Annotated in this window: 23 protein-coding genes and 1 riboswitch; of the genes, 6 read left to right on the top strand and 17 right to left on the bottom strand. The window is 44.2% G+C overall.

Annotation, left to right across the window (positions count from 1 at the left end):
* Nucleotides 1-29: 29 nt before the first annotated feature.
* The 3 genes from GLV98_RS02615 to GLV98_RS02605 all read right to left on the bottom strand — a co-directional run bounded on the left by GLV98_RS02615 (nt 30) and on the right by GLV98_RS02605 (nt 2,461).
* Complete coding sequence (locus tag GLV98_RS02615) at nt 30-860, bottom strand: GNAT family N-acetyltransferase (protein ID WP_160911833.1); 831 nt, start codon at nt 858-860, stop codon at nt 30-32.
* Nucleotides 861-988: 128 nt separating this feature from the next.
* Nucleotides 989-2,008, bottom strand: a complete 1,020-nt coding sequence (locus tag GLV98_RS02610; RefSeq protein WP_160911831.1) for a phosphotransferase — start codon at nt 2,006-2,008, stop codon at nt 989-991.
* An 81-nt stretch (nt 2,009-2,089) separates the two neighbouring features.
* Entirely contained in the window at nt 2,090-2,461 is a 372-nt protein-coding gene (locus GLV98_RS02605) for a SecDF P1 head subdomain-containing protein (protein WP_160911829.1), read from the bottom strand.
* Between the two features lie 274 nt (nt 2,462-2,735).
* Here GLV98_RS02605 and GLV98_RS02600 point away from each other — a divergent pair, with 274 nt between their 5' ends.
* Nucleotides 2,736-3,947, top strand: coding sequence for an Nramp family divalent metal transporter (locus GLV98_RS02600; RefSeq protein ID WP_160911827.1), 1,212 nt, complete (start codon nt 2,736-2,738; stop codon nt 3,945-3,947).
* 351 nt (nt 3,948-4,298) lie between these two features.
* Here GLV98_RS02600 and GLV98_RS02595 read toward each other — a convergent pair whose 3' ends face one another.
* The gene (locus tag GLV98_RS02595; protein ID WP_160911825.1) at nt 4,299-4,631 is read right to left on the bottom strand and encodes a DUF4257 domain-containing protein; all 333 of its coding nucleotides are present in this window, start codon (nt 4,629-4,631) and stop codon (nt 4,299-4,301) included.
* A gap of 219 nt (nt 4,632-4,850) precedes the next feature.
* Nucleotides 4,851-5,135 carry a hypothetical protein gene (locus tag GLV98_RS02590; RefSeq protein WP_160911823.1) on the bottom strand — a complete coding sequence of 95 codons (285 nt, stop codon included), beginning with the start codon at nt 5,133-5,135 and terminating at the stop codon, nt 4,851-4,853.
* 460 nt (nt 5,136-5,595) lie between these two features.
* Here GLV98_RS02590 and GLV98_RS02585 point away from each other — a divergent pair, with 460 nt between their 5' ends.
* Nucleotides 5,596-6,564, top strand: coding sequence for a sodium:calcium antiporter (locus GLV98_RS02585; RefSeq protein ID WP_160911820.1), 969 nt, complete (start codon nt 5,596-5,598; stop codon nt 6,562-6,564).
* A 206-nt stretch (nt 6,565-6,770) separates the two neighbouring features.
* Here GLV98_RS02585 and GLV98_RS20085 read toward each other — a convergent pair whose 3' ends face one another.
* From GLV98_RS20085 to GLV98_RS02565, 5 genes are all read right to left on the bottom strand, one after another.
* On the bottom strand, nt 6,771-7,043 hold the full coding sequence (locus GLV98_RS20085; RefSeq protein ID WP_237417022.1) for a DUF4367 domain-containing protein: 273 nt from the start codon (nt 7,041-7,043) through the stop codon (nt 6,771-6,773).
* A gap of 63 nt (nt 7,044-7,106) precedes the next feature.
* Nucleotides 7,107-7,679, bottom strand: a complete 573-nt coding sequence (locus GLV98_RS20080; RefSeq protein WP_237417021.1) for a hypothetical protein — start codon at nt 7,677-7,679, stop codon at nt 7,107-7,109.
* A gap of 290 nt (nt 7,680-7,969) precedes the next feature.
* Nucleotides 7,970-8,158: a DUF6366 family protein gene (locus GLV98_RS02575; RefSeq protein ID WP_160911818.1), complete on the bottom strand. Its 189-nt coding sequence runs from the start codon at nt 8,156-8,158 to the stop codon at nt 7,970-7,972.
* A 326-nt stretch (nt 8,159-8,484) separates the two neighbouring features.
* On the bottom strand, nt 8,485-8,679 hold the full coding sequence (locus GLV98_RS02570; protein WP_160911816.1) for a hypothetical protein: 195 nt from the start codon (nt 8,677-8,679) through the stop codon (nt 8,485-8,487).
* Between the two features lie 67 nt (nt 8,680-8,746).
* Nucleotides 8,747-9,052 (bottom strand): hypothetical protein, encoded by a 306-nt coding sequence (locus GLV98_RS02565; RefSeq protein WP_160911814.1) that lies wholly within the window; start codon nt 9,050-9,052, stop codon nt 8,747-8,749.
* A 118-nt stretch (nt 9,053-9,170) separates the two neighbouring features.
* On the opposite strand from GLV98_RS02565, the gene GLV98_RS02560 reads away from it, so the two are divergent.
* The gene (locus GLV98_RS02560) at nt 9,171-9,893 is read left to right on the top strand and encodes a 3-ketoacyl-ACP reductase (protein WP_160911811.1); all 723 of its coding nucleotides are present in this window, start codon (nt 9,171-9,173) and stop codon (nt 9,891-9,893) included.
* Between the two features lie 113 nt (nt 9,894-10,006).
* On the opposite strand, the gene GLV98_RS02555 is transcribed toward GLV98_RS02560, so the two are convergent.
* Nucleotides 10,007-10,333, bottom strand: coding sequence for a hypothetical protein (locus tag GLV98_RS02555; protein ID WP_160911809.1), 327 nt, complete (start codon nt 10,331-10,333; stop codon nt 10,007-10,009).
* 199 nt (nt 10,334-10,532) lie between these two features.
* Between GLV98_RS02555 and GLV98_RS02550 the strand changes: the two genes are divergently transcribed.
* Entirely contained in the window at nt 10,533-10,883 is a 351-nt protein-coding gene (locus tag GLV98_RS02550) for a carboxymuconolactone decarboxylase family protein (RefSeq protein WP_160911807.1), read from the top strand.
* An 85-nt stretch (nt 10,884-10,968) separates the two neighbouring features.
* On the opposite strand, the gene GLV98_RS02545 is transcribed toward GLV98_RS02550, so the two are convergent.
* The 3 genes from GLV98_RS02545 to GLV98_RS02535 are packed head-to-tail and all read right to left on the bottom strand — an operon-like array spanning nt 10,969 to nt 13,481.
* Nucleotides 10,969-11,793 (bottom strand): MetQ/NlpA family ABC transporter substrate-binding protein, encoded by an 825-nt coding sequence (locus GLV98_RS02545; RefSeq protein ID WP_160911805.1) that lies wholly within the window; start codon nt 11,791-11,793, stop codon nt 10,969-10,971.
* Between the two features lie 22 nt (nt 11,794-11,815).
* Nucleotides 11,816-12,478 (bottom strand): methionine ABC transporter permease, encoded by a 663-nt coding sequence (locus GLV98_RS02540; protein ID WP_089653045.1) that lies wholly within the window; start codon nt 12,476-12,478, stop codon nt 11,816-11,818.
* On the bottom strand, nt 12,438-13,481 hold the full coding sequence (locus GLV98_RS02535; RefSeq protein WP_160911803.1) for a methionine ABC transporter ATP-binding protein: 1,044 nt from the start codon (nt 13,479-13,481) through the stop codon (nt 12,438-12,440). The genes GLV98_RS02540 and GLV98_RS02535 overlap by 41 nt, the downstream gene beginning before the upstream one ends.
* A gap of 93 nt (nt 13,482-13,574) precedes the next feature.
* Nucleotides 13,575-13,681: riboswitch (SAM riboswitch) on the bottom strand.
* Between the two features lie 142 nt (nt 13,682-13,823).
* Here GLV98_RS02535 and GLV98_RS02530 point away from each other — a divergent pair.
* Nucleotides 13,824-14,897, top strand: coding sequence for an iron-containing alcohol dehydrogenase family protein (locus GLV98_RS02530; protein WP_160911801.1), 1,074 nt, complete (start codon nt 13,824-13,826; stop codon nt 14,895-14,897).
* Nucleotide 14,898: 1 nt separating this feature from the next.
* On the opposite strand, the gene GLV98_RS02525 is transcribed toward GLV98_RS02530, so the two are convergent.
* A complete protein-coding gene (locus GLV98_RS02525; protein ID WP_160911798.1) occupies nt 14,899-16,230 on the bottom strand; it encodes an NAD(FAD)-utilizing dehydrogenase in 1,332 nt (443 codons plus the stop codon).
* Nucleotides 16,231-16,234: 4 nt separating this feature from the next.
* Nucleotides 16,235-16,807, bottom strand: coding sequence for a GNAT family N-acetyltransferase (locus GLV98_RS02520; protein ID WP_160911796.1), 573 nt, complete (start codon nt 16,805-16,807; stop codon nt 16,235-16,237).
* A 136-nt stretch (nt 16,808-16,943) separates the two neighbouring features.
* Here GLV98_RS02520 and GLV98_RS02515 point away from each other — a divergent pair, with 136 nt between their 5' ends.
* Nucleotides 16,944-17,852 carry a DMT family transporter gene (locus tag GLV98_RS02515; RefSeq protein ID WP_160911794.1) on the top strand — a complete coding sequence of 303 codons (909 nt, stop codon included), beginning with the start codon at nt 16,944-16,946 and terminating at the stop codon, nt 17,850-17,852.
* A gap of 157 nt (nt 17,853-18,009) precedes the next feature.
* On the opposite strand, the gene GLV98_RS02510 is transcribed toward GLV98_RS02515, so the two are convergent.
* A complete protein-coding gene (locus tag GLV98_RS02510; protein WP_160911792.1) occupies nt 18,010-20,739 on the bottom strand; it encodes a pullulanase in 2,730 nt (909 codons plus the stop codon).
* Nucleotides 20,740-20,763: the final 24 nt, after the last annotated feature.

Raw genomic sequence — 20,763 nt, 5'->3', positions numbered from 1 at the left:
TGTGTTACACCATGGCAGCCGGTGATCATTCATTCGATCGGAAAGATATAAACGAAATAATGCAAATAATGGATTAAACCTGATTTTTCAGCAATAACATTCGAAGGCTTATTTGATTTCTCACAATCCCAGTAAGGAACCATCCCCTTACTCAAACAATCTTTCACAACACAGTGGGCGGCCTTCTGACCCAACTTATTCCCCTGATGATCCTCTATGGTTTCGATATCGATCCCGTGAACATTTTCAGCGACAAACCCAGAAAAACATAAACTCACCATCTTATTCTGGTGGACCACACAGTACCCGATTCCCTTTTGAAAAAAGTCCTCGGGAGAAGACCAGAATTCGGATATTTTTGAACGTAAAAATTCTATGTTTTCTAGAGAATCGTCCTTATTCTCATAAAGTTTTTCGTTGATTTTAAAAACTCGATAAACTGGTTTAATTGAAGGTTCATGATGAGCGGGATGCAGCCTCTTTTCCAACCGATACACTTTCTGATAGGATTTCTGCATCGGGCGATGTTCAAAGACCCTCTCGATCGTTCTTTCCCACTTTGAATGATTACCGATCGCTATAAAATTATTTAACCTAAGCTTCTTCGCTTCAGGAAAAATCACTTGATCTAAAAAATCGTTGATCTGATTATTGAACGCCTGATTTTCTTCTTCACCAATAAAGAAAAAACCATCATGATTCCCCAACCAGATCAGCCCAGTTTTAGGCGATTCAGCATCATCTACAAAAACCCGACCAGGGTTATTCCCTTCGATCACCGCTTTCACTTCTACATGCCCATTCTCTTCTATTAACTTTTCGCATTTATAAAATTCGGTTTGATCAAGTTCACGAATCATTTTTGACTCTCCCATCGGAATGACGTGGTTGATGACATCCATCCTGGCCTTTTATGTAATAACACCTCTGCAGTAGCCCCTGCTAGGCCAAGATTCAAAAAGTTGTAATTGGTGGAGCTGAAAGTGCATTAGACAACCCGCTTTTTATTAAGCCAATCAAGTAGTATGGGGGTCGAATTTTCATATTGTTGAAGTTCCATAATGGTTTCCTTTACTTGAGCAGCCCCCAGCTTTTGCTCCTTTTCATCTGAACACTCCATTTGGAGAGACCGTTTTAAATTGTATTCAAGCCAATTCAGCTTACCTAAATATCCAGTATCTAATACCCGTTCCCAATGGGCACAAAGTTCACCGGAATTCTTTTGATACCCTTCTAAGAAAGCCAAGAATAGTTTCTCATTGATGTTCCCCTGTCCATCCGTTGACCAATATACCGCTGTTTCTATCAAATCTTGCATAGGATTGATGGATCCAGCTGACTCCCAATCAATGATTACAGGACTGCCTTGGTACCACATCACATTTTTCGGATCTAAATCCCTGTGACTCATCACTGTTTCTGATGATAGGACTTCCGCTGCTTTTTTTGATTTAGCCTCCCACTCATATAGTTTATCAATATTTCGTTCCAATAAGGTTACCCATTCAGCACTCTTCTTTTGACCCTTTTTCATATAACGATGCCACTCGATCCAGTGACTATTATTTATCCCACTATATTCGAGCTCAAGTTCTTCACAATTGGCCTTATGAATATCGGCAAGGATTGAACCTATTTTCCTACTATGTACAGGTTTAATCTCTATGGGTTTCATTCTCCCCCCTTCCACCCGATCAAACACCATATAGAACTGGTGATCGATTTCATGAACAAATGTACCGTTAATAAGGTTAGCCGGCAGCGCAGGTATGTAGTTGGACAAATGGTTGGCGATTTTCTCAGAGTTCATATAGTTCGTCATTGCCTCTGGTCTTCTCATTATTACGGGATTCAATACTTTTACAGCATAGTTGTCCTTTGCAGTTTTCACACCGTACATTTTGTGTAAAAGTCCTCCTGTAATAGATTCAGGAGAAGAGACTAATTTCCCTAGGTCAGTTTGAAAACATAAAAGTTGCCATTGAACATCATTTTGCATATGACTCATCTTTTGATCCCCCTTTTAACGGATTCTAATAAAGATTAAAAATGGAAGGCCATACAGATGACCTTCCATTCTAGTTAGCGGCTATTGATTGATCACATCTACAAATTGCTGTGCTTCTTCTTTCGTATAATCCCCAGCCACTTGCATGGAATCATCATGGATGACTTTTCGAATCGTTGGAGACGCTATTTTCTCATCCCCTAAATAAATATGAACCTTCTCATTGAGATGATTCTCAGTCATCTGTTTAGGTGTATCGCTATTATTGAAGTTCACATTAACAAGTACGCGGTTTTCACCCTCTTGAATACTTGCTTCTTCAAAATCCGAGGAAGTCAACAGAACATTTCCTTCCTGGTCTTTCATAGATACATCGTTGAACTGGTCATTGGCATTTTGTTGACAGCCAATAAGCAGAAACAGCGCTGTCAATGTTGATACGATCAGCTTCATTCTAACCCTCCCTTCATCATAGGATCGTTCCGGGATTCTAGTTATCTATACGGCTAGTTTTGGAAAAGTTTCAAATAGAATATAAAAAATCACAAAAGTAACCTTTCTTTTATAATGGTGCAATGACAATCCCACCACGTCTGAAATACTCTCTCCATACTAGGTGAATATCATCATCAAAGAAATGATTAATATTCCATATATAGGGAATTGACAGACTAAAATAAAACACGTAGGTTGCAGACTTATACCATCACATGAGAGGAGACAACAGATGGCGAAGGAGAGCAAATTAAAGAAGCGGTTAAAAAATGTTGGGCCGGGGGCTATTGTAGCGGCAGCCATTGTAGGACCAGGAACGGTGACGACAGCGAGTAATGTAGGGGCACAATTTGGTTATGCACTGATCTGGGCACTGATCTTTTCCGTAATCGCAACGATGTTTCTGCAGGAGATGGTTACGAGACTGGGTGTGATTACCAGAAAAGATTTGAGTACCATTTTGCGTGAGCAATTTTCCCATCCCGTTCTGAAATGGTTGACGATTCTATTGATCATTAGTGCCATTGTCATTGGAAGCGCGGCTTATGAAGCTGGCAACATTGTTGGAGGAGCTATAGGGATGTCTGCATTCACAGGGCTTTCCACTGAAACTGTGGCCATCCTCATCGGATTGATCGCAGGCGTTTTATTATGGGTCGGGAAATATAAAATCATCGAACGCGTGTTCATTGGACTGATCCTGACGATGACCCTGAGCTTCGTCGTAACAGCCATAGTCATCCAGCCGGATTTGTCTGCGATTATTACTGAAGGGCTGGTCCCTAAGATTTCGTCAGGGAATATACTATTTGTCATATCCCTCATCGGGACGACGATCGTACCCTATACCTTATTCTTACAATCTTCTGTCGTACAGGAGCGGTTCAAAGGGGAGGAAGAATTGACAGACAGCCGCTTTGATGTGGTTACGACGATTACCATCTGTGGGATTATCTCTGTTGCGATCATCATTACGGCCGCTGTCGCTTTCCCCTTAGGAACAGAAATACAAAATCCGAGCGTCATGGCCGATCAGTTGAAACCGTTGCTTGGATCATGGGCAAAATATGTATTTGCTATTGGGATATTTGCCGCTGGCATTTCTTCTGCTATGACGGCCCCTTTGGCCTCTGCCTATGCAACTGCCGGCGCATTGGGCTGGGACAGGAACCTTCGTTCAACGAAATTCCGGCTGGTTTGGATCGTAGTACTTCTTGTAGGCGTCATTTTTGCAAGCCTTGGATACGACCCAATTCAATTGATTGTTTTTGCTCAATATGCCAATGGGTTGATTCTTCCGTTTATCGTTTTAATCCTGATGGTTGCCATGAATAATCGCGCTACACTACAAAACCACGTCAATTCCCTATGGGTGAACATTGTGGGTGGATTGATCTTCCTTATTACCGTTACGTTATCACTGATCTCATTCGGAATATTTTAATCATGTGATCATAGTAAACCCTCGATTACGGGACCATGCCCCTATAGAATAGACGCTTACGAAGCGTCTTTCTATAGGGCTCTATTGAGGATCGAGACGCACTGCGATAAGAAAATGAATGTTTTGAGGCGGATAAATCTTCAACATCCAACCCAAAACGATACGCGTGTATTGACTAAGTAGAGATGACAGATTCATCTAACTATTCTTTTGCTCATAAAATTTTTTCATATGTGAAAACAGCATAAGTATTTAAAGGAATGGCGACCATGTTGTAGGGTGATTCGAGGAAGAAGAGGTAATGAGAGGATACCAATTGGAAAGAAAAATAAGGATTGGAGCGGTGAAAATCTATTTCAATCTCTCATTGATACGATCCAACCCTTCCACTTTTGCTTTTTCTACATTCAATTCCCTTTTTAATAACACATTTTCTGCAGTCATGCCCGCTAATATAGAAATTCCAATAATCGACCGTAATACATTAGAATCTGTTGGGGTAAGATAGGTAACGGCGAAAACTGAAGCTGCCGCCCCAATAAAAAAATCAGCGAGGAATCCTAAATAAATCCCCTTGGGACGTGTTCTTTTTTTAGGAAAGATGAGCACTTTTCCATTTCTCATCAAATGAGAGACGATGCCTGTGACCCCTCCAATACACCCGGCAATAAGTAGTGTATTCATAAGAAAATTTCCCCCTAGACTAAAAAAGCGGCAGCTGGTGGAAACTTAGAAACATAAGCTACTATGCACTAAATCCTCAACCAAGCTCGCCGCTCCGTTTAAGTCCGTTATTTTTTTAAATACAAAATCTCCCACTATAATGAACACCATACCTATAGTCTACACTATTATTATCAGAAAATAAATACTATTTTTCAATATTCTGTCTTCAATAACAACTTATGTCAGATTTGTATTGTAAATTTTATTCAACCATGCATGAATCTGTTCTTCATAATACCTGACTTCCTTCTTTGAGTCAGCATCCACCAGCTTCCTTCTCAATCGTTGATACTCTTTCAATTGGGGCTCCGTTATGGATTGCCCCCTGGTTGATTCCAGATTGTCTAAGTACAGTTGGATTTCTACAAAATAATGGCGGCTTTCCTCTATCGACTGAGCCTTTTTAAAGGATTTCATAAGATCATCATAGGCTTCTTTTTCTCTTTCGTTCATCATAATCAATCGTCGGCACCTCCTCTGGACTTTTACTGATCGGGCGCTTAACACGGAATAGAAAATACCACGAAAAAGCATGACTCCCTTGTAAATCATTGAATTTGCCTTGAACACCGACTTATCCTTCATATCCATTATACAAGATTACCTAACGGATATTGTTAGTCCTCCATCATTTCTACAATATTTTTTTACCTTTATGAGAATGGTCACAGGTGTACCATCTCTTTCAAAGGATTCCTGCCATATATGAAAGAAAAAATCTTTTAAACAAGTATTGTTTTCCTCAATCATGAAATATCTCAAGGATTCCCCTTTTTATGAATGAAAGAACAATGGATATATCTATGAGACAAGCATACATTAGAATGGAAAAGCAGTATTCACGAGGAATCCTGGTCGGGTTAATGAGAGATTAACCCCAAATGAGCCAGGCACTCCGTGGTATCTTCAGAGGGGGCAGCCCATGATTTTCATTATTTTCTTTATCGCGGCAATCCTTGTCGTTACAGCTGCAATTCATTTAAATCAATGCGGTGACGTCATCAGTAAAAAAACTTCTCTAAGCGGTGCTGCTGTCGGTACCTTCTTAATCGCCGGGGCTACCTCATTACCCGAACTAACGACTAGTATTACGGCCGTTTATATCGATAACCCGGACATAGCCGTAGGAAATATGCTTGGCAGTAACGTGTTCAATTTATTGATACTCGCCGTTGTCGATTTGTTCTATCGGAAGCAACGGTTATTTCAAAGAATCAACCAGCACGCCAACCTTCCTTCAGCATGGATAAGCCTCACTTTTTTAGTCATCATCTCTCTTTCTCTTCTGGTTCCTGAATCCTTGCAACTTTTCAATATAGGTATTGAAATGTATATGATCGTCATCCTCTATATCATTTCCATGAAATTCATTGCCAGTGATTATGAAGACGATCATGACGCTCCTCTTACTAAGGATATTCCCCTTTCTTCAGCGATTACTGGTTTTCTCATAGCCGTCGGGGTCGTTTTTATATCGGGCAGCATTCTTTCCCTTGCCGGAGATCAGATGGCCGAAGTCACTGGAATGAACAGTAGTTTTATAGGCAGTTTCTTAATTGCAGCCTCAACCTCGTTACCTGAACTTGTGAGCGTGCTTGCTGCATTTAAATTAGCGAACTACAACATGGCCGTCGGGTCCATTATTGGAAGCAATTTGTACAACCTGAACTTACTTGTATTCACCGATGTATTGTATCAAAAAGGTGCGATCTTAAACTCCATCCAGGACACCCATCTTTACCTCGCTTTACTCGGGATAACGATGACATTGTTCCTCATTTACACACTCATCAGGCCGAACAAAATCGATCGTTTAGGGCATTATCTCATGCCTTCGGTGTTCATCATCACTCTATACTTTTTGACCTCTTATATGATCTTTTTTCTGTAGATCCTTCTCTTTCGCTCCTGGTTTATTGAAAGTTCGAAACCATGACCATTACCCTTTCATTCTTTCATCTAACAGATCAACTCTACGGAAGTTCAGTCTGATATCCATGAGCACGGAAGACATAGAAAAAAAGAAAAACCTACTCCCTCAAATAAATGGAGTGGGTTTCATACATTCATTTGTTATTTCACCAGTTCTTCCATTACTTATTTAAAAGACTCCGCCAATGTAATCAGATCATCTTTTGATAAGCCGTCTACATTCCCTTTCAATTCATACAAGATCGATCCATCTTTCCAAATCAACCGTTGAGTCTCGCCTTCTTTTCCGGCGTAACGCCCCGTTTGATCACCGATCGCTACCTCTTCTGTTTCCATGTCCTGAGAGGAAATATCGCCATCCTTAACCGTCTTCAATTCCATCCTATCATTCGTTTCGGCATGAAAGATAAAGATCAGTAAGGTATCCTTTTGCTCCATGACTCCTGCTTTTATTTCTACACCATCCACTTCAAAGGGCATGATTGTCGGATATTTGGGCTGTTAGGCTTGATCCTCGGTCCGACTCACTAACCTTGAACGATCATATTCGAATCGTCCTTCTTCTGTTTCAACAGACGTATCGAAAGCGTGCAGCAGTGTTTGAATATCATTGTAGTGGATGCGGGTGATTTTCCCGTCTTCGTTCGTGTTCACTCTTCCACTGACATCCGCTTTTTGACCATTGCTTATAAGGATTTGCATTTCAAAATCATAAGCGGTTTCTGTCTCCTCGCTTTGCTCGACGCTCTGATTGCCAATTTCCATGGTAACGTCATTTCCAAACGCCTTCTGATGAAAACTGCTAAGCAGATTAGTGTTGATCGCATCTGTCATATACTCTTCTGTGAAATAAGGCTCGAATTGATTCATGTAGTAGTTAGAAATTCCTTCAAAATCATTTTCTTCATACAGTTGTGCTAGTTCTTCTTCAGGTCCTGAGAACACTTGCTCCAGCACCTTTGTCACCTCTTCCTCCGTCGTATCTTTCTCTTCCGCATTCTCACCAGCGGACTGGGAGGATGTGCAACCGGCTGTTATAAAGAGTGCAATCGCAATAAATAGTATATTTTTCATCCTATAGATAACCCTCGTTTTCCTCGTTTACTACAAGTACGATTGCGAACGGTTTAGGTTTCAAAAATTGGTAATAAAATAGAAATTATTCGAGACAAAAATCCTATTTTCAACTCCACGGTCTCAAAACCAGGCTTCTGTTTTCATTTGTTTTACGAAAATTCCATGGATAGAAAAGATTCCCTATCTCCACATGAATCACAAGAGCAGGCCCTTGTTGACCTGAAGTTCTTCTCAACTCACCTGATAAATAATGAAATAATGAAACAATGAAAAACCTTTATACAGCTTCAGCGATAGATAGCAGTATAGATGATAAATCCTGAGATCAGTACAAGAATAAGGATCCCCGTACCTTTCCAGCCTAGATTCCCGATGAAATCAGGAAGTCCTCCACCGTGGATACTACCTGAAGGATCCTTCTTCCATTCCTCTTGTCTCAACCTTTCCCTTGTCGTTTCAGGTTTTTCTTCACTCATTGGAACACCTCCATGATGATTACATTTATGTAAGGCTTCATATTGATCAAAGGCCGTCTTTCTGCTTAATCTTTTCCATTTCCATAAGATTCTCTCTCAAACAAATAACCAATGAAAAATATCCCTCCCAGGAGTAGCGGAAACCCTATAAGGATGTAATAAATATTTTCAGGTACATCAAAGACACTTCTTAGATAAAAGAATAAGAACATCCAAATGATTATGAGTGTGCGTTTCATCCAAAGCTTCATCATCCACCCCGCTAACGTAATCATGAAGAGTGTCCTGGACTCTCGTATCTTGGCTCCTTAAATTTTATACAGGATTCAATGATCATCCTTCGACTTCTTCTTTATGTATGACGGTACCAGCCAACTGCCGATGATTACTCCCGCTAAGACCATTCCTATTAGATGGTTTTTATTGACTCCATCATGATTGAAATAACTGAGTAATAGGGAGATGACGGCCATAGCAAAAGCCATAGCTCCCCCTACCAAAAGTCGTTTGACTAAACTCATCCGTCCACTCCAATCCTTCATTTAACATCGGATACCTGTACCTTGGACTCCTCCATTTAATCGTCCGTTAAACTCTAGTTTCTGACACACGCCTGGGTTTGAAGCTGTACACTAAAATATTCAATAAGCTTACAGGGAATAAAGCGATGTACAGGTAAAAGGAAACAGCATCGCCACTCAAACCGAACGCATCCACGATAGATCCACTGCTGTAAAGGCAGACACTACCGATGATCAAGCTAATCGTTGTGATGATGAAAAGCGTGTATCCATTCACCTTCTCTTCCTTCTGAATAAGAAGAAGAACCGTAAGGAGAAGAGAGACAAGGACTAATAATAGGAATACGGGTCTCAACATGATAAAGGTTTCCATAAAATCCCTCCCCCTATCAGTTTATCAAAGGAAACATCCCGGAGGTAGACGCTATCTTTTGATTTCAAAATAGGAAACTCGTAGACTTGAATGAAGAACAGGTAAAGGAGTGAGGAACATGGCACAAGAAATCAAAGGGAAAATCGCTTATGTGACCGGTGCAGGTCGCGGAATCGGAAAGTCTACGGCTTTGCAGCTGGCGAAAGAAGGGGTTCATGTCGGACTGATCGCAAGGACCGAAAGCCGTCTTGAAGACGTAGCCGAGGAAGCACGGTCCTACGGTGTGCAGGCAGCTGTAGCTTCCGCTGACATTTCCGACATCGATCAGGTGGAAAGTGCGATTCAGAAGTTAAAAGAAGAGCTTGGTGAAGCGGACATTCTCATCAACAATGCAGGCATCGGGGTGTACGGAAAATTCCTTGAACTGGAGCCCGAAGAATGGAAAAGGACGTTTGAAGTGAATGTTTATGGTACATACCATGTCACGAGAGCAGTCCTGCCCATGATGAAGGAGAAAAACCAAGGAGACATCATCAATATCTCTTCATCCAGCGGACTCAAAGGCACCGCCGGCTCTACGGCATATAGCGGATCAAAGTTCGCCCTTCAAGGCATGATGGAAGCGCTCATGCAGGAAGTAAGAAGGGACAACATCCGCGTCTTCACATTAAACCCAAGCCTTGTCGCTACCGAACTCGCTTTAGGCGAAGATATGGAAGGCCAGGATAAAGAGAAGTATATGCAGCCGGAAGACCTTGCTGAATACATGGTTTCTCAATTGAAACTGCATCCTCGAATTTTCATCAAGCAGTCGCTCCAATGGGCAACCAATCCTTTTTAAGCTTTATAGACTATACCTGGCACCTATGAAAAAATTTAAGGAAACGAAAAACGCTTGGATTTCAACATCCAGGCGTTTTCTTTTTCTACACGTTTTCGAAGGACTTCTGTAGATCAACCAGTAAAATAATCTTTATAATAGATGATTGTGATCACAAGCGCTACCGTGGTATATCCGATCGCGGTATAAAATACAACGGTGGGGTTGAATTTCTGTTTCTCCTCTTCGATCTTCAATCCCGTCCGGGCCTGGATCCCCAGCCTGACCGAATTGGAAGCATAACCACCTTTTGAATTAAAGAACCACACGATGGTCATGACGACAACGCCAAGCAAAAAGGAGTATTCGATAAATTCACCACTGAAAAAAGAAGCGACTCCCCAATTGATCAGCACCATGACACCAACCGTTACGATTGCCCATAGGATATTTTTCGCCATTGCCATCCCCTCCAACTATGTATCCTCATCTCTACTTACGGATCAAAAGACGAAAGGTTTCAAATTTTCTTACAAAATTCGCGCTCGAGCCCTGACCCTATCTTTATTATGGATATGCTCTCTTACATACACGCCGGTTTCAAACCTTAGGAAGAACAGGTATAGCACGAGTAAGCTTTGAAAAAGGGAGAGAGTGTAAATGAAAAATCAAGCCGAACAGACACTGAATGATTACCGTCATGGAATAGAAGAATTGACAAGTTATTTACCGGAAGGAACGAAAGAATACAACCGTTTCACAGGCACTTTTTTCGAGGATGGAGAAGTCGACCGGTCCCATAAGCATCTGATGGCTTTGGCGATCAGCGTAAAAGATGGAGATGAAGCAAGCATTACCTATCATATGGACCAATGTGTGGCGCTCGGGTGCAGCGATCAGCAAATCTATGAAACGATGGGCGTCGCAGCTGCTTATGGAGGGGGATCAGCGATGAGCCAAGCGGTGACGGTCGGGATTCGTACATTAAAAGAGTTTCGGGAGAGATCTTGATAGAGAATGGTGATTACCTGATCAGTCCCCAGATGTCCTTCAAAACGATAAAAAAAGGCTGACGAATAAACGTCAGCCCTCCCTACTATTCTTTCATCCACTGTGGTTTCCCAAAACCTTTGAATTCTTCATCGATAATCTTTTCAAACGCCTCGGATTCCACCACTTCTTTAATATCTTTCACAAACTGTGCATCAAGATCTTCCGTTTTCACGGCCACACGGTTACGGTAATCATCAGGCATGTCTTCCAAAGCCAGTGCATTCAGAAGATCCATTCCTGCAGCCAATGCGTAGTTTCCTGGAACCATGGACAAATCTTCGCTATCGACTAGACGCGGCAGTTGGCCAGCTTCCACTTCGACAAACTGGATATCCTTTTTATTCTTCGTAATATCGTTCAATGATGCGCGTAATGGATCGACGCTGTCATCCACCTCCACAAGACCTTCATCCTCAAGCACAATCAAGGCACGGGCAAGGTTTGTCGGATCGTTCGGTACCCCCATCGTGCTTCCATCTTCAATACTTGCGATATCCTCGTATGTATTGGAGTAGATCCCCATCGGCGCTGTCGGTACGATGATGACTTCAGATAGATCCAGGTTGTTTTCCTTCGCAAACGACTCTAAGTAAATTTTATGCTGAAAAAGGTTTGCGTCCAAATCCCCGTTTGCAAGAGCTTTGTTGGGCTGGACATAATCCGTGAATTCCTTGTTCGTCACCTCATATCCCTTTTCTTCTAATAGTGGGGCGATTGCTTTTGTGACCATATCACTGTATGGCCCGGCAGTAGCACCGAAGCGAATCGTTTCTTTTCCAGAAGCATCTGCACTTTCCTCTTCTTCCCCGCACGCAGCGAGAAAGGCAATCGATAATAATGTGAGACCTAATAAAATGATTTTTTTCATGATGGTTCCTCCTAAGTGTGATTCAATTCTTTTTCACTGTTTTTGCAATGTAATCGCCCGTGTATTGTACGATTTGGACGAGGACTATAAGCAGGATGACGGTCGTGAACATGACAAAGTTATCGTAGCGATAGTAACCATATCGAATCGCCAAGTCCCCGATTCCTCCGCCTCCGATGGCACCTGCCATGGCGGAGTACCCGATCAAACTGATGGCTGTGATGGTTAACCCACTGATCAGACCGGGTTTGATTTCAGGGAAAATGATATCCTTGATGATCAGCCAAGGGGAAGCTCCGCAGGCAATGGCCGCTTCGATCACCCCTTTGTCGATATCGCGTGCTGATGATTCCACGATCCTCGCGTAAAAAGGGATGGCAGCGACAGAGAGGGCTACAGAAGCCGCTACCGGCCCCGTGGTTGTCCCGATTAAAAAGTTTGTAAAAGGAAACAAAAAGACAAGTAAGATAATGAACGGGACCGAACGAATTAAGTTCACCACGACGCCAACGATGCTTTTAACGGTGCGATTCTCGAGAAACAAATCACGGTCCGTCACAAACAAGAGCAGCCCGAGCGGAAGACCTGCGATTAAAGCAACAACCAGTCCTATGCCTACCATGATCAATGTTTCGATGAATGATTTATTCAGCTCTGGCCAGAGATTGATCAGTTGATCGATCATCTTGCAGCACCTCCACTTCTCCAAGCTTTTCTCTTAAATCTTGTATGGCCTGTTGGACAACTTTTCGTTCTCCCGTCAGTTCCATAACAAAAGTACCGAGAGCCTGGTCTTGGATGTAATCGATCTTTCCATGCAGGATATTGGCGCGTATGCTGTATCCTTGCAAGAGGTCTGAGACGACAGATTCGTTGGCCGAGTCGCCTTTGAACGTCATATGTACAATCGTCCCTTTCCTTTCTGACAGGACCTTTTCCGGGATCCGGAAATCGATGACGGTTTGGATGAAGCGTTTCGTCAATTCGTTTTCAGGATCAGCGAAGATTTCATACGTCGACCCCTGTTCCACGATTTTCCCGTCTTCCATAACGGCACAACGATCACAGATTTCCTTGACGACTTCCATCTCATGGGTGATCAGGACGATCGTCAGGCCGAGTTCACGATTGATCCTTTTCAACAGTTTTAAAATCGATTGCGTCGTATTCGGATCAAGCGCCGAGGTTGCTTCATCACACAAAAGCACTTTAGGATCATTGGCAAGCGCCCTCGCAATGCTCACCCTCTGCTTCTGACCCCCACTCAACTGGGCCGGATACTGATCGGCTTTATCTGAAAGACCGACAAGCTCCAATAATTCCTGGGCCCTTCTTTTCCTTTCCTGACGATTAACGCCTGAAGCCTTCAAGGCAAAGGCGACGTTTTCCAAGACGGTTTTCGCCATCGCCAGGTGAAAACCTTGGAAGATCATCCCGATCGATTGCCTGGCCTTCCTCAAGTCTCTGGAATTCAAAGTCATGAGATCGATTCCATCCACCATAACCTTTCCTTCTGTCGGACGTTCAAGAATGTTCATGCATCGCAAAAGGGTGCTTTTCCCAGCCCCGCTGTACCCGACGACTCCAAAAATCTCCCCTTTGTTGATGTCCAAGGAGACGTCATCGACTCCGATCACGGTTTTCCCCTTGGATTGATAGACTTTGCTCAGTTGTTCCAATGAAATCATCGGCTCTCCCCCTTTTCAACAATTCATATCAATCCTTATAAAAAAACTCCCGCCCTTTTCAGGGAGAGAGTTTCGCATAGAAAGACTGCCAAACTCTTATCTCCCAGAATAGGAATATTCTGCAGGAATTAGCACCACTCCCATAGGGAAGGTTGCTGTGATCTCTTCGGGCCTTATCCCTCAATCACTCTCGATAAGAATTTTGATTATGTTTTAACACTTTAACGTAAGTATCAGGGTTTGTAAATAATATTCCCAATCTTTTTAATTATTTATTTTTCTCGTTGACATCATTTTTTAAAATATGGATAATGATGGGCATATCTTGAAAGGGGGATGAAGATGGAGACCATCAATGTTCAAGGATCGCCGAACTTTTACAAGTGTGAATCCGGTGTACTGAAGGAATTGCCAGAGCTCATCAAAGATGAACCATTCAAACATGGGACCATCATCCACGGCAAAGATTCATGGGCCATGGCCGAACCTTATATGCCAGAATTTCCGTTCAGCATCGAAACCATTTCGTATGACGGGGAATGCACCCATCAGGAAGTCGAAAGGATCAAGGAAAACGCCTCTGCAGCCACAGACGTCTTGATCGGTGTCGGAGGCGGAAAAATTCTCGACCTCGTTAAAGCGTGCGGCGTGGCGCTAGATCTGCCGGTCATCCTGATCCCTACACTCGTATCCAATTGCGCCGCCTGGACACCTTTGAGTGTATTTTATGATGATAAGGGCAATTTCGTAGAATATACGATCTACAAAAGAAGTACATACATGGTCATCGTAGACCCCTCCATGCTCGTTCATGCTCCCGTCGAATATCTCCGTGCCGGCATCGGTGATACGATTGCCAAATGGTATGAGGCTGATGTTTTGACGAGGCAGATAAAAGATAAACCTGTCCCTTTAGAAATCGCCCTTCACGCTGCAAAATTGTGTAGAGACATTCTCCTTAATGAAGGAAAAGACGCCGTGGAGGTCAATGAAACAGCTCAATGCACTTCCGCCTTCACACGTGTTGCAGAAACCATCATTATGGCAGGCGGTATGGTCGGGGGCTTTGGAGATCGTTACGGAAGAATATCGGGAGCCCACTCCATTCATAATGGGCTGACAAAAGTGCCGGGTGCCCATCCGTTTTTGCATGGAGAGAAAGTCGCTTACGGCATCCTCGTCCAATTAGCACTCGAAGGAAAAAACGAACAAATCAAGCAGCTGGTTCCTTTTTACAAATCCATGCAACTTCCACTATCTCTTAAGGATCTAGACGCTGATTCACCGGAGGATATAGAGGCCATTTCTTACTATTCCACACGTCCTAGTGAATCGATCCACCTCATGGGCATTCATGAACAATCTCAAGTGAGAGAAGCGATCTTTGCCGTTGAAAATAGCTTAGCCTCATTGTAGGCTAAGCTATGATCCGGCGGGCTAAGTAAATTCCGCTTGCCGCCGCTTGAGAAAGGGAATGCGTTTCCCCGGAGCAGTCCCCGATTAAATACAACCCTGACACCTCGGTTTCAAAATGCTCATCGGTGAAGATCTTTGCTTCATAAAATTTGCTGTCCAACCCATAAAGGATGGTATCCCCATCGATTTCCTCGCCAAGCAGCCCTTCCAACGCTTCAAAAAACTCAAGCAGTGCCTCTATATAAAGGGGCGGAACTTCTTTGCGGAGATTTCCCGCTTCTGCTTCCAGTGAGGGGTGAATAACGCCTTTGGAAAGATGGTCGGAAGGGTTCCCCTCCAATAAATCTCCTAACTTATGCGCCACTATCCTGTCATGTCCCTGATTGATTCCGCCGATCACACGATGAGCTTCTGCCATGGCTTCCTCTTGATTTTTGAAATAGCGCGGTACAAAAAGGGTGAAGTTCAAATTCTGACTCGGTTCCTCCTCATTCTGGTTCTGCCCATCCGGCATCACCAGGCCATGCTGATATTTACGGATGATTCTGCCGCGTGGATTCATGCAGTAGGTGGTTGCAGAAAAACGCTCCGTTATGTAATGAAGTTTCGTTTCAAACGTTTCCTGAAGGATAGGATCGAGCTGATTGCCACGCATTTCCACTCTTATTCCTAAATCCAAACGTGTTTGGCCAGCCTTCAACCCTAATTTGGCTGTCATGGATTTCAGCCAGTCACTCCCGCTCATCCCTGTAGCGAATACGACCTTCCTGCTCTGAAACCGCCCGTGATTTGTATCGATCGAAAACAGTCCTGCTCCTTTTGTGACTCCTGTAATATCCGCTTCGAAGGTGAAGGTCATCTGTTCAGACATCTCTTCATACATCTCTTGAAAAACCCGCCGAGCGAGCTGCGTCCCCAAATGCCTCACTTCTGTCGAGAAAACACGCAAGCCATGCTCGGCTGCCAGTAAGGAAAGTTTTTCATTTTTTGTACTGTATCTATCTACATGGTCGCCTCCATAGGAGCATAAAAGTTCATCGACCTCTTCCATGAGTGCGAGGGCTTCCTTTTCCCCGACCTTCCTTCCCAACTGACCTCCGAAGTCGTTGGTATAATTGAATTTCCCTTCTGATTTTCCGAGTCCTGCAAATCCTATGTACCGATCGCACGGCCCTTCACATGTGCACGCTTCCTGTTGTAATCCGCACGTCCGTTCAGCCAGTGGCTTTCCTTTATCCATCACATGAATCTTCAGGTCCGGGTGTTCCTGCGCTAACGTGTAGGCAAGAAACACGCCACTGACACCTGCGCCAATGATCGTCACGTCATACACAAGATCACGCCCCTTTAACACGGACTTTGGCATAGATACACGTATCGGTTAAACGCTTTCCATCGACAGAGAGGTCCTCGTTACGAAGAATTCCTTCCAGCTCAAAACCCAGGGACTCCGGGATGGCGCGGCTCCTTTTATTTTCAGATTCGCAGCGGATCTCCACCCGTGCTCCTCCTAAATCATTCAAAGCATACGCCGTTAAAGCTTCCACCGCTTCCCGCATATATCCTTTTCCACTATGAGCCGTGTCCATCCAATATCCAAGTTCAAACTTCGGGACATCCCAGTCCATGCGATGAAAACCGGTAGATCCGACGAACGTCATATCCTCTTTCAGAAAAACGAGATACCTCAAGTTCTGCCTCAACAAAAATTTCGCATGCGCTTCCCTTGCGTTTGATTCGGTATCTTCGACGGTCGGCGTCTCCTGGACGAATCCAAGCCATGGTTTCAGTTCATTCACAGACCTCTGGATGGCTGCATTGACCGCTGTCCCGTCGCCTGGCTCCGGCATTTTCAAAATCAGCCGTTCTGTTTCGATGTGTGTTTTGATGTCTCGCATAACTGGATTCATAGTCCCATCCCCTTGTGATTCGATTTCATCCTTATTCTCTATCAAACAAGATTTCCTATTTTTTTGCAACAGCTATATTCAAACCTTTCTAAATTTTTGTATAATAGACGGAAATTGATGTAGAAGGAGGGGTACGATGACAAGAAGCCGGGCATTTTTCATGATCTTCCTCGGTGCTTCCTTGTGGGGGATCATCGGGCTGTTTGTGAACGAACTCTACGAATATGGCTTCACTCCTATTCAAGTCGTGGCTCTCCGAGTGACCGCTGCCATGCTCCTATTGTTCTGTTCTATCACCCTATCGAACATCCGACTTTTAAAAATCAAGCCTGCCGACTCGCGCTATTTCTTCGGCACAGGTGTCATCAGCATCGCCTTATTCAACTGGTGTCTGTTCAGCGCGATTGAAACGACTTCGATGTCGATCGCCTTCGTTCTCCTTTATACAGCGCCTGTGTTCGTGACCATATTTTCCAGGATCTTCTTCAAAGAAGCATGGACTGGAAGAAAATTGGTGGCGCTTATCGCGACTTTTATCGGTTGTACACTCGTTATTGGTTTACTTCCGAGTCTTAATGCAACTTTGTCCCTGGCAGGCTTTCTCTTCGGACTAGGTTCCGGACTGTTTTACGCACTTTACAGCATCTTCGGTAAAGTCGTTCTGAAAAAGTACCGCTCCCTGACTGTCACCTTTTATACTTTTTTATTCGCGACGCTCGCCGTCGTTCCTTTCAGCGGCCTATGGAATAATGCATCCCTGCTGAGTGACATCCACGTCTGGCTGTTGATTCTCGGCCTCGGACTCATCTCGACCGTTCTGCCTTTTCTCCTCTACACGAAAGGCCTTGAGCATGTGGAATCGAGCCGGGCTTCCATCGTCGCCACCATCGAACCCGTCGTCGCGACGCTCGTCGGGTACTTTGTTTATGCAGAGATCATGACAGTCTACCAATATGCCGGTGTTGTGCTCGTGCTTTTGTCTGTCGTTATCGTCCAGGAGGCGAAAAAGAAGCCAGCGCAATACAAGGAAAAGTCTGCTTCTTGAACGTTAAGTCACTTTAAGGTAGCGTTAGGGCACTTTCGTGGTGTGTTAGGGCACTTTGGCTTCGCGTTAAGTCACTTTGGTCGTGCGTTAGGGCACTTTGCCCACTCATTAGGGCACATTAAAAAACCAGCTCCTCAAAAAAGGAGCTGGTTTTTCGTTATTTCGTATGGATGACAACCGTCGTCAATGGATCGATGGTTATTCCATCTTTATTCAGCTCAAAGCCGGATGGGTCTTTCACTTTTTTGCGTCCAGCTTCGTCATTATCTACGAGCACTTTTCCTTTCTTCAAATCCTCATCGAGCGTCAGCGTACGTTCTTTGTCATCGGCGTTGATGAACACGTAATAGCTTCCTTTGGCTTTCTTGCCAGGATCGACGGCTTTGTAAGCAAGCATCAAATCCGTTTCCTGGATTTCAGGAGCATCCAAAAGCGTCACGTTTTTTTCGACGTCTTCCTCAGAACCGAGGCGGAAAGCATCTGTCCAGCGTCTCAGTTCAATCAAACCTTTGGTATATTCCATCGTTTCCTGTTGAATACTTGGCTCGGACACGGCCTGCCAATCGAATTGGTTGATCACATCCGTAGAATCATAGGAATCATGGATGAAGTAAGGATCCTCGAACGGATTCCCGTTTTCATCTTCCATGTACGTCCACTTATCTTCTGGAACGCCATCTGCTTTCCACTGCTTCGTACGGCCATACTCCTGACCGGCATGAAGGAAAGAGATCCCCTGACTTGTCAGAATCATAGAGTTACCGAGGCGGATGCGTTTTTGAATTTCCTCCTCATGCTTCGCAGGATCCTTTTTAATCGACTGTGCGATGACGTCATGAAGCGTCAAGTTGTCGTGGGCTGCGATGTACTGCACGATATCGCCCGGGTCATCTTCCGTCACATTTCCAGGCTGTCCTTTGATATTGTTGAAAATGGTATCGATGTTACGAACGCCGCCTGTAATGAAACGCGGTTCGCCTTCACTGCCGAAACCGGACTTCAGTTCATTTCTGATTTCATCAGAGAACACAGCGACTCCATCGGTTTCATCCATCCAATCCTGGTCAGCAGGTTGAACACCTTCTCCGCCGTTATCGCCGGCATATGTTCTCCAACCTTCTCCGAGCATCAAAATGTTCGGGTTCAAAGCTTCCGCAGCGTCATAAGCCGCTTGGACACTTTCTGCATCCAGGTCACCCATCAAGTCGAAGCGGAAACCGTCTACTTTGAATTCATCGACCCAATATTCGATGGAGTCGACCATGAGCTTGCGGGACATTTCGTGCGTCGTCCCCACTTTTCCACCGCCGTAACCGACTTTGGCATTCCCTTCCTCATCCATGAAGTGATAATAGTTCGGGACAAGGTCTTCCAGGATGCTCACTTTGGCTGTGTGGTTATACACAACATCCAAAATGACGCCCATTTTGCGTTTGTGAATTTCCTTGATCAACTGCTTGAACTCTTCGATTCTTTCTTCCGGATCTTCCGGACGCTCGGAATACATGCCGGAAAGAGCGAAGTAGCTGTGAGGGTCATAGCCCCAGTTGTAATTGTTCCCTGAAGCGGAGTACTCACGTTCACGTGTGCTGCTGTCGAGCTCATCACCGAAATAGTACTTCATGACCGGCAGCAATTGGATATGAGTCACTCCAAGTTCTTTCACGTAATCGAGTTTTTCTACAAAAGCATTGAACGTGCCGAACTGTGAATCCAGTTCCCCTTCGATGCTCGGATCAGAAGTGAAGTCGCGTACATGTGCTTCCCAAATGATCGCGTCTTCACGCTTTTCATAGCCTTTGATTTTGGCAAAATCAAGTTTAGGACCGATGTCAGATGGATCGACAATCGCCGCTTTCCCTACATCATCGTTATCCTCATTGTTCGAAGCCGCCATGGATTTCGCATAAGGATCGAGAGCAAGCTTCTCTTCGCCATAAGCTTCGATTTTGTATTGGTAATAATAGCTGTTGAGGTCTTTGATTCCCGTATTGGACTCATCCAGCGTCACAGACCAGACGCCGTTCTCCCCTTTTTCCATCGGGATGTCATTAGTCACGACTTCATATTGATCGTCTTTATCATAAAGAACGACAGAAACATTGGTCGCAATCGGTGACCAAAGCTTCAGTTCAGCTGTACCGTCGTCATGTAGAGTCGCTCCGAGGTCGTCCCCGTCATAAGCGAACCTTTCATCGATCAGCTTCCAGTCGACAATGACATTCGTTTCTTCTTCTCCATACTGGATGGTGTACGTTTGAGTGAGATCCAGCGCTTCTGCTGTTTCAAGTCGGACGTCTTGTCCATCCACCTCAGCAGACTCAATGGTGACGCGCTCTCCATCTGCGCCCTTCAGAACAAAATCAGAACGATCTGCATTTTCTATCACCTGGCTCATCTTTGCTGAAATGAGCGTGTCGTTCTTAATTTTCGCCGACTCCACGTAAGTCGTCAGCACAGGTTCTTCCAAATAGACTTCCTCCTTGCCTTGGACCAGCCAGAAATCCGTTTCACCGGTCGTTGGAAAACTACGATCATTCGGAGTATCTTTTAGATCCCCCTTATGTACAATGAAATTTAATCCGTTCTTGATGTCGATGACCGGGATTTCCACGGACATTCCGAAGTCCGTTTCATTCGTAAATTCCACAGGATCCGACCAATCCGTCCCTTGTTCAATTGCAGGATTGGAACCGTCCTGATTCCATAGGTGCAGTCCCCAGCCTTCGTAATTTCCATCTAATCGTTTGTAGTTAATGGTAACGGTTTCATTTGATTCAGCAAAAGTCTTCGTTGAACTGACCGACGAAAAAGATGTCGGAACTGCCAACAAAAACACAAGTACAACGCTGATGACAACCTTCCACCACTGTCTCCTTATCCTCAAATCATTCTCCTCCTTTAATAGGTA

Source organism: Halobacillus litoralis (genome assembly GCF_009856415.1).
Classification (GTDB): Bacteria; Bacillota; Bacilli; order Bacillales; family Halobacillaceae; genus Halobacillus; species Halobacillus litoralis_C.
Note: the sequence above shows the minus strand (reverse complement) of the source record. Positions and strands in the feature narration are given on the sequence as shown.

Bases quoted from the DNA above. Each gene is read 5' to 3' on its own strand.
- GLV98_RS02615 (WP_160911833.1), bottom strand. From the start codon at position 860: ATGATTCGTGAACTTGATCAAACCGAATTTTATAAATGCGAAAAGTTA.
- GLV98_RS02610 (WP_160911831.1), bottom strand. From the start codon at position 2,008: ATGAGTCATATGCAAAATGATGTTCAATGGCAACTTTTATGTTTTCAA.
- GLV98_RS02605 (WP_160911829.1), bottom strand. From the start codon at position 2,461: ATGAAGCTGATCGTATCAACATTGACAGCGCTGTTTCTGCTTATTGGC.
- GLV98_RS02600 (WP_160911827.1), top strand. From the start codon at position 2,736: ATGGCGAAGGAGAGCAAATTAAAGAAGCGGTTAAAAAATGTTGGGCCG.
- GLV98_RS02595 (WP_160911825.1), bottom strand. From the start codon at position 4,631: ATGAATACACTACTTATTGCCGGGTGTATTGGAGGGGTCACAGGCATC.
- GLV98_RS02585 (WP_160911820.1), top strand. From the start codon at position 5,596: ATGATTTTCATTATTTTCTTTATCGCGGCAATCCTTGTCGTTACAGCT.
- GLV98_RS20085 (WP_237417022.1), bottom strand. From the start codon at position 7,043: ATGGAGCAAAAGGATACCTTACTGATCTTTATCTTTCATGCCGAAACG.
- GLV98_RS20080 (WP_237417021.1), bottom strand. From the start codon at position 7,679: ATGAAAAATATACTATTTATTGCGATTGCACTCTTTATAACAGCCGGT.
- GLV98_RS02575 (WP_160911818.1), bottom strand. From the start codon at position 8,158: ATGAGTGAAGAAAAACCTGAAACGACAAGGGAAAGGTTGAGACAAGAG.
- GLV98_RS02570 (WP_160911816.1), bottom strand. From the start codon at position 8,679: ATGAGTTTAGTCAAACGACTTTTGGTAGGGGGAGCTATGGCTTTTGCT.
- GLV98_RS02565 (WP_160911814.1), bottom strand. From the start codon at position 9,052: ATGGAAACCTTTATCATGTTGAGACCCGTATTCCTATTATTAGTCCTT.
- GLV98_RS02560 (WP_160911811.1), top strand. From the start codon at position 9,171: ATGGCACAAGAAATCAAAGGGAAAATCGCTTATGTGACCGGTGCAGGT.
- GLV98_RS02555 (WP_160911809.1), bottom strand. From the start codon at position 10,333: ATGGCGAAAAATATCCTATGGGCAATCGTAACGGTTGGTGTCATGGTG.
- GLV98_RS02550 (WP_160911807.1), top strand. From the start codon at position 10,533: ATGAAAAATCAAGCCGAACAGACACTGAATGATTACCGTCATGGAATA.
- GLV98_RS02545 (WP_160911805.1), bottom strand. From the start codon at position 11,793: ATGAAAAAAATCATTTTATTAGGTCTCACATTATTATCGATTGCCTTT.
- GLV98_RS02540 (WP_089653045.1), bottom strand. From the start codon at position 12,478: ATGATCGATCAACTGATCAATCTCTGGCCAGAGCTGAATAAATCATTC.
- GLV98_RS02535 (WP_160911803.1), bottom strand. From the start codon at position 13,481: ATGATTTCATTGGAACAACTGAGCAAAGTCTATCAATCCAAGGGGAAA.
- GLV98_RS02530 (WP_160911801.1), top strand. From the start codon at position 13,824: ATGGAGACCATCAATGTTCAAGGATCGCCGAACTTTTACAAGTGTGAA.
- GLV98_RS02520 (WP_160911796.1), bottom strand. From the start codon at position 16,807: ATGAATCCAGTTATGCGAGACATCAAAACACACATCGAAACAGAACGG.
- GLV98_RS02515 (WP_160911794.1), top strand. From the start codon at position 16,944: ATGACAAGAAGCCGGGCATTTTTCATGATCTTCCTCGGTGCTTCCTTG.